9 protein-coding genes are annotated in these 18,234 nt (G+C 70.6%); 5 read left to right on the top strand and 4 right to left on the bottom strand.

Going from position 1 to position 18,234, the window contains the following annotated elements:
• Positions 1–10: 10 nt before the first annotated feature.
• Positions 11–6,157 carry an Ig-like domain-containing protein gene (locus F0U44_RS04455; protein WP_149727003.1) on the bottom strand — a complete coding sequence of 2,049 codons (6,147 nt, stop codon included), beginning with the start codon at positions 6,155–6,157 and terminating at the stop codon, positions 11–13.
• Between the two features lie 213 nt (positions 6,158–6,370).
• On the opposite strand from F0U44_RS04455, the gene F0U44_RS04450 reads away from it, so the two are divergent.
• Positions 6,371–7,345 carry a hypothetical protein gene (locus F0U44_RS04450; RefSeq protein WP_149727002.1) on the top strand — a complete coding sequence of 325 codons (975 nt, stop codon included), beginning with the start codon at positions 6,371–6,373 and terminating at the stop codon, positions 7,343–7,345.
• 2 nt (positions 7,346–7,347) lie between these two features.
• Here F0U44_RS04450 and F0U44_RS04445 read toward each other — a convergent pair whose 3' ends face one another.
• Positions 7,348–8,502: an alkaline phosphatase family protein gene (locus F0U44_RS04445; protein WP_149727001.1), complete on the bottom strand. Its 1,155-nt coding sequence runs from the start codon at positions 8,500–8,502 to the stop codon at positions 7,348–7,350.
• A gap of 143 nt (positions 8,503–8,645) precedes the next feature.
• On the opposite strand from F0U44_RS04445, the gene F0U44_RS04440 reads away from it, so the two are divergent.
• Positions 8,646–10,811 carry a serine/threonine-protein kinase gene (locus F0U44_RS04440; protein ID WP_149727000.1) on the top strand — a complete coding sequence of 722 codons (2,166 nt, stop codon included), beginning with the start codon at positions 8,646–8,648 and terminating at the stop codon, positions 10,809–10,811.
• 11 nt (positions 10,812–10,822) lie between these two features.
• Here F0U44_RS04440 and F0U44_RS04435 read toward each other — a convergent pair whose 3' ends face one another.
• A complete protein-coding gene (locus F0U44_RS04435) occupies positions 10,823–12,235 on the bottom strand; it encodes a hypothetical protein (RefSeq protein WP_149726999.1) in 1,413 nt (470 codons plus the stop codon).
• Between the two features lie 156 nt (positions 12,236–12,391).
• On the opposite strand from F0U44_RS04435, the gene F0U44_RS04430 reads away from it, so the two are divergent.
• Positions 12,392–14,143, top strand: coding sequence for a serine/threonine-protein kinase (locus F0U44_RS04430; protein WP_188113316.1), 1,752 nt, complete (start codon positions 12,392–12,394; stop codon positions 14,141–14,143).
• 1 nt (position 14,144) lies between these two features.
• On the opposite strand, the gene F0U44_RS04425 is transcribed toward F0U44_RS04430, so the two are convergent.
• Entirely contained in the window at positions 14,145–15,038 is an 894-nt protein-coding gene (locus F0U44_RS04425; protein WP_149726997.1) for a glycerophosphodiester phosphodiesterase, read from the bottom strand.
• Positions 15,039–15,108: 70 nt separating this feature from the next.
• Between F0U44_RS04425 and purL the strand changes: the two genes are divergently transcribed.
• Positions 15,109–17,361 (top strand): phosphoribosylformylglycinamidine synthase subunit PurL, encoded by a 2,253-nt coding sequence (purL, locus tag F0U44_RS04420; RefSeq protein WP_149726996.1) that lies wholly within the window; start codon positions 15,109–15,111, stop codon positions 17,359–17,361.
• Between the two features lie 5 nt (positions 17,362–17,366).
• Positions 17,367–18,221, top strand: coding sequence for an alpha/beta hydrolase (locus tag F0U44_RS04415; protein WP_223163571.1), 855 nt, complete (start codon positions 17,367–17,369; stop codon positions 18,219–18,221).
• The last annotated feature ends 13 nt before the right edge of the window (positions 18,222–18,234 follow it).

Genomic DNA, 18,234 nt, shown 5'->3' with positions numbered 1-18,234 from the left:
ATCTCCTCGGTCATCTCTGCTGGCACAGCTGGCCGTCGTAGTTGTTGGGGTTGTACTGCGGAGCGTTGGGGTCCCACTGCCACGTGTCCGGGCGGGCCCAATGGCCACCGCCGCTGTCGCCGACGTGGAACGTGTGCGACCAGTCCGGGGCGGACACGCCGCCGATGAAGCAGTAGACGTTGGAGTTGGGACGCCAGTTGCTCAGCGTCACCTGCGTCCACCGGCAGCTGCCGCCGAAGAGCGCGCAGGTGTCGCCGGTGGTGTCCCAGTCGTCGTAGGACCGCGCCCAGGCAGTGCCGCTGGCGCTGGCCGACTGCGAGCCCACCGCCGGGTCGTCGCCGGAGGTGTTGGTCCGCACCGTCACGGTCAGGCTGGTGCCTCCCCCTTGCGGTGCGCTCTTGGTGACCTGGCCGCTCCCCGAGTTGCCGCTGCCTTGCGGTGCGCCGCCCGGGCCGTCGCCGCTCCAGCTGCACGACCGGCCGTTGGAGCTGACCGACCAGTTGAAGGTGTGGCTCTCGTAGCCGGCCGAACCTGCCGAGACGCTCACCGAGCAGGGCGCGAACGTGTTGACGCGATCGCCCTGCTCGGGCCCAGGCGCGGACTGCTTGTCATTGGCCGTGGTGACCGCCCAGACGGTGACCGTCACGTCGGTCGCGTTCGGCAACCCGCCGATCACTGCGGGGCTCGTGATCGGCTGCGAGCCTCCGCCGCCGATTCGGTAGTAGTACTGGATCGACTGTGCGCCGTGACGGTCCGCCTCGTCGAAAGTCACCCGGGCCTCTCCCGAGTTCCCCGTCGGGGAGACCGTCAGGTTGCGCACGGCGCCCGGCGGTGTCGCCCCGCGTACGGCGGCGGTCGCGCTCGACCAGTCGCCCCAACCGTCGATCGAACCGACCTCGCGGTTGTCACGATTGAAGAGTCGCACCTGGAAGGCGTCGTCCTGGCCCTCGCGCAGCGCGACCCGGCACGAGGTGGCCGAAATCTTCTGGCAGGAGACGGTCGGACCGCCAGCCCGCCGTACCTCGAACTTGCGGACCGGGTCGCCCTTGTCGTCGGGGGCCCAAGTGATCTCTGCGGACGGGTCGGCGTCGGGCCCGTCGGCGACGATCGTGGGAGTCCCGATGACGACCGGCTCGCCGTTGGGGTGCTCGACCACGACGGTCGACCACTGGCTGGCGCCCTGCTGGCCGTCGGTGACCTGCTCGGCATCGTTGATGCCACGGACCTTGATCTGGTAATCCGTGCCGTTGGCCACGTCGGTCAACGAAACCTTCAGCGCCCCGGACGTCGTCGTGGTCTGGCCGTTGTAGCGGATCTGGTAGGTGTGGACCGGAGTGCCGTCGTCCTTGCTGTGCGGCTGGGTCCAGCTCACGTCGATCTTGCCGTCGCCGAAGGAGGCACGGATTTTCGTCGGAGCGAGGGGCACTTGGTCGGGCACGGCCTCGCGGGACCAGTCGGACCACGCGGAGTCGTCGACGTCGTTGGTCGCCTTCACCCTGAACCGGTAGGACTCGCCGTTGTTGAGGCCCTTCACGGTGTAGCTGGTCGTCGCGCCCCGGATCTCCTGGGCCCCGTTGTCACCCCGGCTCTCCCACGCGAGCGTGTAGCGCGTGATCGGCGCGCCGTTGTTGTCGCCCGCGCGCCAGTCGACCTGGACCGTCTTCGACTCCGTCGGGTCGGCGGTCGGCGCGCTCGGGGCCTCGGGGGCACCGCGCACGTGGAGCAGGATCTCGCCCTGCACCTCGCGCTCGTCGAGCTCGGTGAAGTCGCCGACGACGTAGGAGACCACCATCGTCCCGTGGTAGTCGGCGTCCGGGGTGATGGTGAGGTCGAGGCCTGAGAGGTCGATCTCGGCCTCGCCCGGCACGGCGACCGGCTCGCCCGCGACGTAGAGGTCCTTCCCGTCGTCCTCGAAGGGGTTGGTCGTGTAGTCGCCCAGGTCGATCTCGGTCGCCTCGCCGGCGTCGGCGTCCAGCTCGACGGGCTCGGTCGTGATGAGCGGCCGCGTCGACTGGAGCACCTGGACGACGATGGTGCGCCGGACGGGTGCCGTCGACCCGTCCTCGACCACGAGGTCGAAGTGCAGCTGTTTGCCGGGCTCCGCGCCGCCGTCGAGGGCGACCGTCAGCTGGGTGTCGTCCACCTGGACGTCGAGCCCCGAGTCCTCGTTGTCCGCGCTGAACTCGAGATTCTCCTGGTCACCCGGGTCGGGGTCGGTCGCCAGTCGCGACAGGTCGCCGACCCACGGCTCCTCCGCCGAGACGCTGATCTCGGGCACGCGCAGCTGGGGCTGGGTCGATCCGCTCGGCTTGACCCAGATCGGGAAGGTGATGACGGCCGACTGGGCGTCGGTGTCGTCGTCGCCGGTCCCGTCCGTCACGGTCGCGGTCACGGACGTCGGTCCGAAGTAGTCCTCGGCGGCGCCGAAGACGATGACTGCCTCGTCCTTCGGCTTCAGGTCCGATCCGTCGTGGCCGGGGCCGGCGTGGATGTTCTCGCCGAAGGGCAGCGAGGGCTCACGGCCCTGGCGGACCTTCACGTACTTCGCGACAGAGATCTTGACGGTCTTGCCAGCGGTGACCGAGATGGGCAGCCGGGCGTCGGTGTCGAGCACCGGCCGCTTCGCGGCTGCCGAGTCGGTCCCCGGCACGATCACGACCGCCTGACCGGTCTTGGCGTCGTCGTCGGTGAGGCTGTAGACGATCACCTGGCGCTCGGCCTTGAGCGGGATACGCAGCCGTCCGTCGGCGTCGGGCTCGACGCCCGCCACCTCCGTCGTCGGGTCGAGCTCCGACACTGCTCCGTCGGGGTCTTCGTCGTTGGCGAGGACGTCGACCGTGACGTGGTCCTCACCCACGACCTCGGACAGCGGCACACGATCGTCGCGCGCGATGGGCGGCAGGGCGGGAGCGCGCTTGTCGACGGTCACGACCAGCTGCCCCTCGGCGGTGGCTCCGAGGCTGTCCTTGATCGTGTAGCGGACCCGGACGGTCCCGTCCTCGTCCGGGGTGCGCAGCTCGACCCGACCGTCGACGCCCTGGGCGTCGACCTCGCCGTCGACCACCGTGACGTCGGCGAGGCTGACCGGTTCCCCTTCGGGGTCGATGTCGTTGATCGTGACCGGCACGGCGATCAGCCGGTCGGGCTGGACGGTGCGCTCGTCGCTGATCGCGATCGGAGGCTTGTTGGTGGCTGGCTGTGCCGCGATGCCGACGCGTACCTGTCCTTCGCCGACCGCGCCGCCGGGGTCCTCGACGAGGTAGGTGAACGTGTCGGTGCCGAGGTAGTTGGACTCGGTGCGAGAGCTGCCCGGCAGGGTGGCGGTGTAGGTCAAGGTGTCGCCGTCGACCTCGACGGAGCCCTTGGTCGGCGGTTCCTGGATGCCGATGAGGGTGGTGGAGTCGCCGTCGGCATCGATGTCCTCCAGCGGCACCTGGATGACGACGTCGCCGCCCTGGAAGAGCCGAGCCGTCAACGGCTTCGGTTCGGGCGCTGAGTTCGGCCCGTCGGGGCGCACCGTGATCCGCACGATCGCGCTGTCGACGTTGCCGAGCGGGTCGCTGACGTCGTAGCGGATCCGGGCCTCGCCCTCCTTGCCGGTCGCGACGAAGCGCACCTCGTCCTCGGAGACGAAGGCCTGCCCGAGGTTGCCTCCCTGGGTGACCTTGACGTCGTGGGCGACGTGGAGGCGCCTGTCCGAGGGCGAGATGTCGTTGTCGAGCACGTCGACGGTCACGACGTCGCCGGTCCGTACGACGGCGGCGTCGTCACCCGCGACAGGGGCGCCGGTCCGGTCCCGGGTGTCGGGCACGACCGTGACCGTGCCGGTCGCCGTACGCGTCCCGTTGCTCACGGTGTAGGGCACGGTTGCCGGCCTGGTGCCGAGTCCGCGCCCGCGGATCCGGATCAGCTCGTGGTCGAGCACCTCGGCGATGACCCCGCGGACGCCGTCGAGGTTCACGGACTCGACGACGAGCACACCGCCGGCAGGGTCGGTGTCGTTGGCCAGCACGGGGACGACGACGTCACCGCCAGGTGGGAGCACGGCGAGGTCGTCGTCGGGGATCGGTGGAAGAGTCCGCTCGGGAGCGACGACGTCGACGCGGATCACCGCCGTCGATGCTCCGGAGGTGTTGCTCGCCGAGTACTCGACGTAGGCCGTGCCCGCCTTGCGGCCGACGATCGTCAGCGAGCCGTCGTTGTTCTGCTCGACGTCGAGGTCACGCGGGACCTGACGGTTGAGCTCCAGGTAGAGATCGTCCCCGGCAGGGTTGAGGTCGTTGCGGAGCGGACGGACCTCGACCTCCTGGCCGACCAGCCCGGTCACGAAGTCGGCCTGGGCGACCGGCTTGGCCTGGCCGTTCGCGGGCTTCACCGTCAAGGCCAGGTCGACGGTCTCCGTGCCGGTGTCGCGACCGTCGGTGATGGTCACCTTGACGGTCCGGTCGCCGGGCTTCTCCCGACCGTCGTCCACGACCCGGATGTAGCCGTCGGGGCGGAACGTCCCGGTCGTGCCCTTGGGGAAGTCCACGTTGTCGACCCAGAACGGATCGCCGTCCTGGTCGACCCACTCCTGGAGGATGTGGTGCTCACCGGCTCCCCGCTGGCGGATGGTCATCGCGCTCGGGCGCTTCGTCGTGACGAGCCGGACGCCGGCGTTGTCATCTTGCGGCTTGACCTTCACGGTGACGCGGGCCGTCGCCGTACCTTCCGGTCGGCCGTCGTCCGCCGTGTAGGTGAAGGTGTGCGTCCCCGTGGCCTTGGGGTCGACGACCAGCCGGACCGCGCGAGCGTCGCGGACCAGCTGGAGCTCGCCCAGGCCGGGGACTTCGTCCTCGCCGTTGGCCAGGCTGAGGGTCAACACGTCGCCGTCGGGGTCGGTGTCGTTGCCGAGCACCGGGAGGGTCGTCGGCTGGCCCGCGCGGGCACCGAAGCTGTCGTCGGCCGGGTGGGGCGGCTGGTTCTTGTCGGTGCGGTGGAAATCGTCGGACTGCTGGTGCTGGTCGTTCTTCTTGTCCCGCTCGAGCTGGCGAATGGTCTGCCACGGGTCGTCGAGGACCAGCATGTCCTCGTTGACGAGGATGATGTCGCCGTTGTCGACGTTGTTGAGAAGGACAGCACTCCGGTTCGTCCGGAAGACGAGGTCGGAGCCGGTCAGACCGTTGCGGGAGAGCTCCTCGGGATAGGCGTCACTGATGTCGTCGCCCTCGCCGTCACAGTCGCGGACGTACCAACCGGTGCGTGCCCAGGCCGCATAGGTGCAGCTGTCGACCACGACGGGCGCCGCTGGTCGGCCGCCCGCCTGCGCCTCGATCGGCGGGCCGGGCTCGTCGCCGTTGAGCGGGACCTCCAGGAGACCGGACGGCCCGGCGAGGGCGATGACTTCCGCAGGGTCACCGGGCTGCTGGAGCTCGAGGGACTCGGCGTTGTCGAGATCGGCGCGGTGGTCCTCCCACGCGACCCATCCGGCTGTCCGGTTCAGCACGACGCCGGTGGAACCGGCAGCACTGAGGACGACGTCATCGCCGTCAGTGATGTCGGGCGTCTGCCCGGCCTCCTCGACCTGCCACGTGTCGCCCTGCTGCGTCAGGTCGCGGAGGGTGCCGTCGGGGGTGACGGTGTGGATGACGTCGTCCTTGCCGACGACCGCCCGCACCCCGGCCTTTCCCTTGAGCACGGGAACGAGCGTCGAAGGGTCGAAGGAGCTGGTCTGCGATGCGGGGAACGCCCACACGGATCCCGAACGGCCGTCCGCGACGGCAACAACCTTCGTGCCCTGCGTGGCCACGGCGTCCTTGGGGAGCTTGGCCGTCGACGAGGGCGCCCACGTCGCGGTGTCGACGGACTGGATGCCGTGACCGCCGAGGTCGTGCAGGACGACGTCGTTGGCCTCCTGGCTGAGGTCGGAGGTGAAGGAAGCCAGCGGCGTGTAGCTGTCGAGCTCCCGCGACTCGTAGTTGAGATGGGCCGCCACCGGAGCGCCGTCGAGGTCGAGGTAGGTCACCCACACACCGCCGTCGTGGAGATCGAGGTCCTCGACCTTCACGCCGTCGTGCAGGACTGCGAGCGTTGCCAGGCCGACGGTGAGCGCAGCGAAGGTGCTGACGGTGCGCGTGCGCTGGCTCGGGATCGCGCCTGCGAGACGCTTCCTGAGCATCGGCCCCATCGATCCCCCATGAACATGACTGCTGGACATCGCCCGAGTCGCGACCTCCACCTTCAGGGAGGCGACCTCCCGCTGTCGATGGGTCGATCACCCCATCCACAGTCGAGAGCCGCACGCTAGTGGTCCCGGGCCCTCGCCACCCAGGTGATCCACGAATTCGACCCGGCTGACGGCACCCCTCCCGAGAACTAGAGTTCCGCCACCATGAACTGCGCGCTCTGCGGGACGGCTGCCGTCCACGACGACCAACGGTTCTGCGCGCGTTGCGGCGGCGAGCTGGGCACGCCACCGCCCCCACCCGCCGACGTGACCATGCCCGGCTCCATGCCGGTGCCCATGCCGGTGACTCCGCCGCCTCCGGCCGCACCGATCCCGCCCCCGCCCGCCTACTTCCCGCCGCCCCGGGTCAACGGACCGCTCTTCGCCGACGCGGAGGTGACGGTCCGCCCGACGCCACCGCCGGCTCCGCTGCCGGTCGTGGTTCCCCCGGTGCCCCGGCAACCGAAGCGGAGGATGCCGGTGCTGGTGCTGGTGGTGGCCGCGCTGCTCGCGGCGGCCGTGGGTGCCGGAGGCGTCGTACTGGTCCTGAGCGGGCAGGACGACGACCGAAGCACCGCGGCGACTGACTCCCCGACCCGGGATCAGCGCACGACGAGCGCGCCCACCAGCGACGCGGCGCCGACGTCCGACGTCGGCCAGACGAAGTCCGCGACCCCGAAGCCGCGCGACTTCCGGTGCTGGGACGGGGGCAAGCGCGTCGCTGCCCTGGCCGCCTGTGGCCTGCCGACCGGGCAGGACGGTCTGACCTGGGTCTTCCCGTCGGCTGCGGCAAGCGGTTGCTACGGCAACACCGGGGTCCAGCGTGACGCGGAGATCGAGTGCTCCCCGAGCGGGGTCCGGTTCCACTACAGCGAGTGGCGGTCCCGCGGCGCGCTCGAGACCTACTACGGCGGCAACGGCCCGGTGTCGATCGATCCTCCGAGCGGCCGGGCCGACCTGCGCGCCTTCCAGGTGGAGTCGCGCGATCCGGACGTGGGCTACAAGGTCGCCGTCTACTTCGCGGACCCCTCGGCGCTGTGGTCGGTCACGATCTACGCGGCCGACCGCGACCAGTACCTCGCGATCATCCGCGAGCTCGACGTGCGGCCGTTCCGCGACCTCAGGGGCAAGCGGGCCTGACGCTACTTCTCGACGTCGAGGTCGTGGGCGGCGTCGAACTCGCTGCCCTCGACGGCGTCGATCCCGAGCAGGTCGGTCACCAGGTTGGCGACGTCACCGTTGCGGACCGGCTGCGGGCCGTCGTACCCCAGTTGCTGCGTGCCGGGGTCGCGGTAGTCGGGGTTGAGTGCGTAGAGGTCGCCCTGGGCGATGCCCGGACCCCACACGACGAACGGGATCGTGAAGTCCTCGGACCGCGTGCGGTCGAGGTGCACCCGCTGGCCGGGGAGGCCGCCGTGGTCGGCGGTCACGATCACGAAGACGTCGTCTGCCAGCTCGTCGTCGTCGAGGATCGCGGACACGACGCGGTGGATGTCGGCGTCAGCCCGCGCGACGGCGCGGAGGTACGACGGACTGCCCCATCCCTGCGCATGCCCGGCCGAGTCCGGCCCGGCCAGATGCAGGAAGAGGAGGTCGTCGTCGGTCGTGCGGAGCTCCTCGATCGCGGAGGACACGAGTGCGGGCTGGTCCTCGTTGATCGTCAGCGGCTGGATCATGCCGGGCCACGCCCGGCCCCACATCTCGAACTTGTCCTTGCCGGCGAAGACCGAGCTCGTCCCGCCGGCAGCGCCGATCATCGAGAAGACCGACGAGGTGCCGGGCGCGACCGACCGGGTGGACGTGTGGTTCCACGTGACGCCGTGGCCGCCCTGGGCCGCGTCCACTCGTATGCCGGTCACCATCCCAGTGTGGTTCGGCAGGGTGACGGTCTTCTCGACCTCGGTCCGTGCGTTGAGGGTGCCGGCGCCGGTGGCGAGCAGGTCGGCGATCGTCGGTGTCGTCGACGGAGTCACCCACCGCGAGCCCAGCCCGTCGACCGAGATCACGACGACCCGCGGGTCCGACGGCGCCGCCGCCGCGAGGTCCTCGGCCCTGTCGCCGAGCCCGCGGTCGCCGCCGGGCTGGTTGTTGTCGCCCTTCTTCGGGTGCTTCTTCGTCGCCCCGGCGGTGTGACCTAGGGTCCGTTCGCTCGGGGTCGGCGACGCTCCATCGCCGCCGGAGGCCGGATCACGATGCTGCGCCCACCACAGGCCACCCATGGCGATCGCGACGACGAGGGCCACCAGAGCGACGGTCGCCGCCGTCCCCCGTGGGCGGGGCGGCGTCAGGTTGGACATGCCGCCAACCTAGAGGGGCGGCCCGCATGGGGCGATGGCCCCATGGACGATCCTGGCTGCACCGTTCGAACATGGCGTCGTGACCGTGACCGTGTTTTCGGAACTCATCCCAGCGGGCCGCCCGCTCCAGATACGTTGACGCCGTGTTGCCCGGGGTTGGATCTGACTTTGGCCGCTACCGGATCACCGGGCGGCTGGGCCGTGGCGGGATGGGCGTGGTCTTCTCCGCCGTCCACCGCGACCTCGACCGTCCGGTCGCGCTCAAGCTGCTGACCCCGGATCTGTCCGGCGACGACTCCTACCGCCACCGTTTCCTGCGGGAGGCCCGGATCCTCGCCCGCCTCGACTCGCCGCACATAGTGCGCGTCTATGACACCGGCGAGCAGGACGGCTGGCTGTTCATCGCCACCCAGCTGATCAACGGGGGAGACCTCAAGCAGGTCCTGGACACCACGGGCCCGCTGCCGATCGACGCCGGCATCGAGCTGGTCGTGCAGATTGCCGAAGGGCTGGCCGAGGCGCACGAGGCGGGGATCCTCCACCGCGACATCAAGCCCTCCAACGTGCTCCTGCGACAGCGCTCCGACGGTCGGCGCCAGGCGATCCTCTGCGATCTCGGCATCGCCACGGTGGCCGGTTCGGAGAGCACGCTGACCGTCGGCGTCATCGGGACCCCGACCTACATGTCGCCGGAGCGGCACCAAGGTGAGGACGCCACGGCCGCGTCCGACATCTATGCGCTGGGTTGCCTGCTCTGGGCGACCATCACGGGCGGCCCGCCCTACCAGGGCACGCCGGCCGAGATCTTCCGCGGCCACGTGCACGGTGCGGTGCCTCAGCTGGAGCTCGACCAGCCGCACGCGGCCACGCTCAACCAGGTGCTCGCCACGACCATGGCGAAGGACCCGGCGGCGCGCTACGAGTCGGTCGCCGCGGTGCTGACCGCGTTGCGTGGCATCGATCCTTTCGCCTTCGGCGGTTCCTACCGCGACGACACCACGGACACCATGCGCCCGCCGCCAGTGGCCGCTGCCCCGCCCGTCGCTGACGGCACCATCGTGGTGCCCTACGTCGAGAGCCTCGGGGTGCCGCCGTCGGCGCCCCCGGTGCCGCCCATGGACGGCTTCGTCGGGGCGGGCGCCGTACCGCTCGCCGAGCCGTCCCTCGAAGCGCCGGTTCCGGTCTTCGAACCGTCGGTCGAGATGCAGCCGATGTCCCCGCCTCCGCCGCCCCCGCCCGCATTCCCACCTCCGCCGCCGGTCGCCGAGCCCTCGGTCGAGGTGCCGCTGCCGCCCCCGCCGCCGGTGGCTGAGCCCTCCGTCGAGGTTCCGGTCGAGCCGTCGGTCGAGGTTCCGCCTGTCGAGGCCGAGGAGCCTGCGGCGGACACGGCACCAGCAGGGTGGGCTGCGGCCGAGGCCGCACCGCCCGCTCCGCCGGTCGCTCTCCCGACGGTGGCGGTGCCCGGAAGCAACCCCGAGCTGACCAACGCGCGACCGCCCGGCACGCCGCTCCCGCCCCCGCCGCCCGGTGCGTTCACCCCGCCTCCCGATCCTCCGAAGAAGCGACGCAGGGGCGCACTCGTCGTCGGCTTCGTCGCACTGGCGGTCGCAGCCGTCCTCGCAGCGGTCCTGGTGGTCGTCGCTCCGTGGTCCGGCGGTGGCAAGGGAGCCGACGAGGCCAACGCCGACACCCCGACCGGCTCGGGCTCCGTGTCGGAGTCTGCGTCGGAGTCGGTGACCGATCCGACCACGGCGCCTCCCGACCTGCCGCCCAAGCCTGACGCGCCCAAGGTTTCAGTGAAGGCCGGATATCGCTCAGTCGCCTTCAAGTTCGCCAAGGTGAAGTCCCGGGACTACGACGTCGCCTATCAGCGCGTCGAAGGCGCTGAGTGGATCGACTCCGGCCGCGAGTTCAGTCTCCCCACCGTCGAAGGCGGCGACAAGGGGTGCACTTCGGTGCGCGTGGCGTTCACCAACGACGCGGGCACCACCGCGAGTGACGCTGTCCGCGAGTGCGGGAAGAGTGAGCCGAAGGCACTGCGCGTCTTCCGGTCGACGTCACCGTGCGACGCGGAGGACGAGGTCGCTGGCCACATCTGTCGCGTCTACAACGTCGAGATCACCGGGTTCGCTCCGGGCTCGACCGAGTACATGGTCATCCTCCAGCCGTGTGCCTACAACTGCCGCAAGCCGCTCGAGGTCGGCAAGGACGGCCGCTCACTGCTCGACCACGCCGCCATCGCCTACGACGGCAACACCGTCGAGATCCAGGTGGGCAAGCTCACCCAGAGCGTCTTCGTCGGCGGCTGACCGCGAGCGTCTCAGGAAGCCCCGCCCGTCGGCAGCGCCCGCCCGTGAGGAATCGGGTCGGCCGGCGGCGGCGGGGTGTAGGTCGGCGGAATGTAGGGGTCGTTCGGCGGCGGTGTCGGGTCCGGGTGGTGCGGCACAGCGACCTTCTGGCGGAACTCGCGTGAGTAGCCGGTCACCCACGGGTCCAGGCTGTCGAGCTTGATCCGCCAGGTCCACGTCCCAGCAGTCTTGAGCTTGATGGCGATCCGGAAGGTCGAGAAGGGCGAGCGCTCGCCCGTCTTGCAGTCCTCAGCCCGGCCCTTCTGGACGTTCTTCCAGTGGCCGTTGATCTTGCGCTGGAACCAGACGTCGCGGCCTTGGTGGCACGGGGCGATCTTGCCGCCGACGACCAACGTCTGGCCCTTCTTCGGGTGCTGCAGGTTGACCGTCGGCGCGATGTAGGGCTGGGCCTTCCACTCGATCACGTCAGGGAACGGACTCGGCTCGAACCCGTTGCCCCCGTCGAAGAGCACCCACTCCTGCCACCCGGCGTAAGGCCAGGCACGGATCTTCATGGTGGCCTTCTTGTTGACGTACGGCTTGGTGGCGCAGTGGTCCACCTTGCAGGTCTTGTGGACCAGCTCCTGCCGCAGCACCGTGGCCGTCGAGTCCGGGCTCTTGAAGGAGACTTCGAGGTAGGCGGGCTTGAGGTAGGTGTAGACGTGGTCGCGCCCGCCGATCGGCCGGAACTCCACCCGCGTGCGCATCCCCTCGAGGTCCCACGTGGAGTCGTTGTCGGCGATCCCGATCGACAGGTTGTCCACGAAGAAGTCGGCATCGTTGCAACCGAAGAGGATCCCGACCCGGGCCTTCCGCTCGTCGTTGGCTCCCGGTCCGTGGTCGAGGGCGAACTGCTTGATCGTGGTCGTGATCGAGACCGGGTCGGCGTTCTTGCGCCAGTTCAGCAGCACGTTGGTCGCATCGATGGTCCGCCACTGACCGATCGGCACAGCGGGGAGCGCGGCGATGCCGTACCAGATGACGCCGGGGGAGGTCTCGTACATCGCGGCCACGACGCCCACCGCGGCGGCGTCCGGTGACATCACGTCGACCTTGAGGGACGTGAGGTCGCGGAGCTTCAGCATCTGGTCGCGCTTGTACTCGATCTGCGGGCCCACGGCGTAGGTGCGTTCAGCGACGTACTTGAACGACCGGTCGCCCGCGGGAGGCACTTCATCACCGCTGGACGCGTTGACCTTGGGGGAGAACCCCGGGACTTCGTGGTAGTCGTCGCAGTCGGCGGCGCCGCCGTAGTAGAGGGGTGCGACGCGCACCTGGGTGCCGTGCACCGTGATCTCGGCGTCGGCGGCATGCGCCGCGGGAAGCAGGAGGCTGCCCACCATCAGGAGGGCGCCGGCGGCGATCGACAGGCGTCGTGGGCTCATGGTTGTCCCCCATGGTCATCCGGAGAGCGTCGGCTGAGGCTCGGATGCTATCCCCGACGCTCGGCGTGGCGGGCGGGATCCCAGCATCCTGGGATGGGTCCACGGACCCATGCCGGTTCTCCACCACATGGTGGCGCCAGGCGCTACGTTGACGCCGTGTTGCCGGGGGTTGGCTCTGACTTCGGGCGCTACCGGATCACGGGGCAGCTCGGACGCGGCGGTATGGGCGTGGTGTTCTCCGCCGTCCACCAAGGCCTGGAGCGGTCGGTCGCACTCAAGCTGCTGACCCCGGAGCTGTCCAACGACGACTCCTACCGCAGGCGCTTCCTGAGGGAAGCCAAGATCCTGGCGCGACTCGACTCGCCGTTCGTCGTGCGGGTCTACGACGCGGGCGACCAGGACGGGTTGTTGTTCATCGCTACCGAGCTGATCGCCGGCGGAGACCTCGCAGAGCTGACCGCCGCCGGTGGACCGTTGCCGGCGCCCGAGGCGGTGGCGCTCGTCGCCCAGGTCGCGAAGGGCCTGTCGGTGGCGCACGACAACGGGATCCTCCACCGCGACATCAAGCCGTCGAACGTCCTCATCCGGCGGCTCGGGGACGGCAGCCAGCAGGCGGTGCTGTGCGACCTGGGCATCGCGATGGCCGTCGACATCGAGGCGACGTCCCGGACGATCGGCGTCGCCGGCACCCCCTCCTACATGTCACCCGAGCGACTCAACGGGGAGGACGCCACGGTCGCGACGGACATCTATGCCGTCGGCTGCGTCCTGTGGGCGGCGCTCACGGGCTACCCGCCGTACCTGGGCACGCCGGCGGAGATCTATCGGGGGCACGTCTACGAGGCGATCCCGCAGCTCCCTCCCGGCCCGCTCTCCTCGGAGATCAACGCCATCCTCCTCACCGCGATGGCGAAGAACCCCGCCTCCCGTTTCTCCACGGCCGCTGACCTCCGAGCTGCGCTGCTCGCCGCCGGTCGGTCGGGCGGCAGTGACGGCCTGGTGGAGCTGGCCGACGTGCCGGCCGCGGACTCGACGTCCGACACGGTCGTCGCCCCCTTCGTGTTCACCGAGCCGCCGCCTGCGCCGCCGCCCGCCGCGCCTCCGACAGTCGCCCCGCCTGTCGCCGCACCACCGATCGCCGATCCGACGATCGCCCCGGCCCGATGGGTGCCGCCGGTGGTGGCTGCGCCCCCTCCTGCGCCCCCTCCAGTGCCGCCGCCGGTGGAGCGAACTCACGGAGGATCACGCAAGGGCGCGCTTGTCGCCGCCCTGATCGTGGGCGCCATCGTGCTGGGAGGTGCCGTCGCCGGAGCCGTGGTGATGTTGGGCAACGACGACAAGGGCGGTCCGGATCCCGACGCGAGTGGACCCCGCTCATCGACCGCGGCTCCGAGGAAGACCGACCGGCCATCGCAGGCGCCGACGAAGAACGGCGCACCGAAGATCGAGTGCTGGGACGGGTCGACGGCCCGCACCGCTCGACAGTGTCCGGCTCCCGCCGGAGTGCAGGGCATCGCCTGGATGTATCCGAGCTTCGAGCGCAGCGAGTGCGGGCGCGCTCGTCCGACCCTGGCCAAGCTCGCGGTCTGGCAGTGCTACGGACAGACGAGCAGCGGCGACCAGGTGCTGATCCGCTACAACGAGTGGCGCTCGCCTGCACTCGCTGAAGCGAGCTACGCGTCCAAGGACCGCGGGAGCAACCGCGAGCTCGTCCGATCGGGTGGCCGGGTCGTCCAGACCGTGTGGCGCTACGACGGCGTCAACCGCGAAGGCCGGGTGACGTTGAGCGTCGTCTACAGCGACTGGCCGTTCTCCGTCTCGGTGGAGGGCGACTCGGCGCGGGCGATCGAGGACGGCCTGCAGGAGCTGGTGGTCCAACGGGACTCTGCCGACGTCCTCGTCCGCTGACTCAGTGGTCGTCGCGCCAGCGCAGGTAGTCAGCGACGTGGTTGGTCAGGACGCCGTCCATGCCGATCTCGGTGCACTGCTCCCATCCTGCTGTCGTGTCCACGACACGGGAGTACACCAGCTTGTCGTGCCGGTGAGCCCGAGCGACCCAGGCTGCCGTGGTGAGCTCGCCGTCCACGAGGAAGCCGTCGACGGGCATGTCCAGCACGCCACCTGACGACGAGATCCGGCGGGGGACGATCCAGATGCCGGGCAGCTCCGGTATCGCGTCGTGGGCGAGCGCGAGCAGGCGGTCGTCGAAGGACAGGAACACGCTGCCGCGGTGCTCGTTGAGCGGATCGAGACTTTCTCGCAGGTCGCTGAAGACATCAGCGGTCCACCCCGGTCCCATCTTGAGCTCGATCATCAACGGGAGGCCGCCTCGTCGCGCAGTGGCGATGAAGTCGCGCAACGACGGCACCGGGCTCCCGTCGCCGAGCCGGCACTGCTGCTGGATCTCGGCGAGCGTCCGCGCCCAGACCTGCCCCTCGCAGTCGGTGGTCCGCGACAACCCGCCGTCGTGCATGACGACGAGCCCACCGTCGGAGGTGGGGCGGATGTCGAACTCCGCCATCTCGGCGTGCAGTTGTACGGCGTTCTCGAGCGCCGGCACGCCGTTCTCGCTGATCTCGGCGTCGTAGGCGCCGCGGTGCGAGATGCCGATCGAGGTGATCGTCGGAGGCGTCGCGGTGGACGGCTTCCCGTCCTTCGTCTTGCCGTTGCCCGGCGCGCGCCCGGGCTCGGCGGTCGAGGTCGACCGCGCCTCGTCGTTCGTCGCTGCGTCGCCGCCGGTCTCAGAGCACCCGCTGAGAACGGCGACCATGACGACGGCGATCGCGATCCGGCGGTGCAGCATGGCGGCAACCTAGCGTCCGCCGGCCCGACCGCTGCGGGGACGACACCGATCGGCTCGGTAGCCTTACGCCGTGCTGGACACCGTCACCCTTGCCTCCTCCGACCCCGACCGCGAGCAGCCCTGGGCTGATCTCGGGCTGAAGGAGGACGAGTACCAGCGCATCCGCGAGATCCTCGGCCGCCGCCCGACGAGCTCGGAGCTGGCGATGTACAGCGTCATGTGGAGCGAGCACTGCTCCTACAAGTCCTCCAAGGTGCACCTGCGGCAGTTCGGTGAGATCCCGCAGGAGACTCCGATCGGCCCGATGCTCGCCGGGATCGGCGAGAACGCCGGCGTCATCGACATCGGCCAGGGTTACGCGGTGAGCTTCAAGGTCGAGAGCCACAACCACCCGTCGTACGTCGAGCCCTACCAGGGCGCCGCGACCGGCGTGGGCGGCATCGTCCGCGACATCATCGCGATGGGCGCACGCCCCGTTGCCGTGATGGACCCGCTGCGCTTCGGTCCGCTCGACGCCGACGACACCCACCGGGTGCTGCCGGGGATCGTGGCGGGCGTCGGCGGCTACGGCAACTGCCTGGGCCTGCCCAACATCGGCGGCGAGGCCGTCTTCGACCAGACCTACCTCGGCAACCCGCTGGTCAACGCGCTCTGCGTCGGTGTCATGCGCCACGAGGACCTCCACCTCGCGAAGGCGTCCGGCACCGGCAACCTGGTGATCCTCTACGGCGCCCGCACCGGCGGCGACGGCATCGGCGGCGTCTCGGTGCTGGCCTCCGAGACGTTCGACGCCGACGGCCCGGCCAAGCGGCCGAGCGTGCAGGTGGGCGACCCCTTCATGGAGAAGCTCCTGATCGAGTGCACCCTCGAGCTCTTCAGCGCCGGCGTGGTCGCCGGCATCCAGGACCTCGGCGGAGCGGGCCTGTCCTGCGCCACCTCCGAGCTCGCCTCCGCCGGTGACGGCGGCATGCGGTGCGAGCTCGACCGGGTGCCGCTGCGCGACTCGACGCTCGCTCCCGAGGAGATCCTCATGAGCGAGAGCCAGGAGCGGATGATGGCGGTCGTCGAGCCCGCCGACGTCGACGCCTTCATGGCGATCTGCGCCAAGTGGGACGTCGAGGCCGTCGCCATCGGCGAGGTCACCGACAGCGGCCGGCTCGAGATCACCTGGCACGGCGAGGTCGTCGTCGACGTACCTCCGCGCACCGTGGCCCACGACGGCCCGGTCTACGAGCGCCCCTACGCCCGTCCGACCTGGCAGGACGCCCTCCAGGCCGACGCGGCCGAGGCGCTCGCCCGCCCGGAGTCCGGCGACGAGCTGCGTGAGACGCTGCTGCGCCTGGTCGCGAGCCCCAACCTCTGCGACAAGTCGTGGATCACCGACCAGTACGACCGCTACGTCCAGGGCAACACCGTCCTCGCGCAGCCGGCCGACAGCGGCATGGTCCGGGTCGACGAGGACACCCACCTGGGCGTCTCGGTGGCGACCGACTGCAACGGCCGCTTCGCCAAGCTCGACCCCTACGCCGGCGCGCAGCTCGCACTCGCGGAGGCCTACCGCAACGTGGCGACCGGCGGCGCGAAGCCGCTGGCGGTCAGCGACTGCCTCAACTTCGGTTCGCCCGAGGACACCGACGTGATGTGGCAGTTCGCCGAGGCCTGCCGCGGCCTCAAGGACGCGTGCCTCGAGCTCGGCATCCCGGTGACCGGCGGCAACGTCAGCCTCTACAACCAGACCGGCGAGACGGCGATCCTGCCGACCCCGGTCGTCGCGGTGCTCGGCGTGATCGATGACGTACGACGTCGCACGCCGTCGTCCTTCCAGGCAGCTGGCGAGCAGATCGTCCTCCTGGGCACGACGGGCGAGGAGCTCTCGGGCAGCGAGTGGGCCCACGTCGTCCACGGCCACCTGGGTGGCCTGCCGCCGCAGGTCGACCTGCCCGCCGAGCGTGCCCTCGCGCGACTGCTCGCCGACGTCGTCGGCGTCGCCACCAGCGCCCACGACCTCTCCGACGGCGGGCTCGCCCAGGCGCTGAGCGAGGCCTGCCTCGACAAGAGCGTCGGCGCGACCGTGTCGGTCGACGGTGTCGCCGACACGGCCTTCCTCGGCCTCTTCGCGGAGTCGGCCGCCCGGGCGATCGTCACCGTCGCGAGCGAGGACATCGAGGAGCTGCGGGCCCTGTGCGCGCGTCACGACGTCCCGATGGCCGAGCTCGGCACCACCGGCGGCGACGCCCTGGTCGTCGAGGGTGCCTTCGAGCTGCCGCTCGACGAGCTCCGCACCGCCTGGACCGCGACCCTCCCGGCTGCACTCGGCGCCTGATTCCGGTGACCGCCGCCTGGCTCGCGCCGCGGCGTACGGTGCTGGCTGCCGTGGTCGCTGCGACCCTGGCGGCCTGCGGGAAGGACGAGCGGATGGAGAGCACGAGCCGGCCGACCGGTGGTGACGCCGGCACCACCTACGGCGACGACCCGAGCCAGTACGGCGAGCTGCGGCTGCCCGACGGGACGCCCCGCGGCGTCGTCGTGGTGATCCACGGCGGGTTCTGGAAGGCGCAGTACGACCTGTCCTACGGCACGCCGCTGGCCGTCGACCTGGCCGAGCGTGGCTGGGTCACCTGGAACCTCGAGTACCGCCGCGTCGGCTCTGGCGCTGGTGGTGGTGGGGGAGTGCCGGCGACCCTCGACGACATCGCGACAGGCATCGACCATCTCGCCGCCATGGCGGCCGCCGGCCTCCTGCCGGAGGAGAGCCTGCAGCGGGTCGTCGCCCTGGGCCACTCCGCTGGCGGCCACCTTGCGACCTGGGCAGCCTGGCGCGAGGCCCCCGCGGTACCCGTCACCCACGTCGTCTCCCAGGCGGGCGTGCTCGACCTGGTCGCCGGGTCGCGGGATGGTCTCGGCGGCGGCGCCGTCGACGCTTTCCTGGGCCATCCGCCGACCGCGGCCGACGCAGCCGCTGACCCGACCCAGCAGCTGCCGCTCGCCGCGCCGGTCTGGTGCGTGCACGCGCCCGACGACGACATCGTCCCGTTCTCCCAGTCCGAGGACTACGTCCGCCGGGCGACCGAGGCGGGAGCGACCGCGACGCTCGTCGAGGTGATCGGCGGCCACTTCGGTGTCATCGAGACCGACCACCCCGCCTGGTCTCGGATCCGAGACATCTTCGACACGTTGCCCTGACGCGGGAGGACCG

The sequence above is a fragment of the Nocardioides humilatus genome, assembly GCF_008373755.1.
GTDB lineage: Bacteria > Actinomycetota > Actinomycetes > Propionibacteriales > Nocardioidaceae > Nocardioides > Nocardioides humilatus.
The sequence above is the reverse complement of the archived record's forward strand: the minus strand, read 5'-3'. Positions and strand labels throughout refer to the sequence as shown.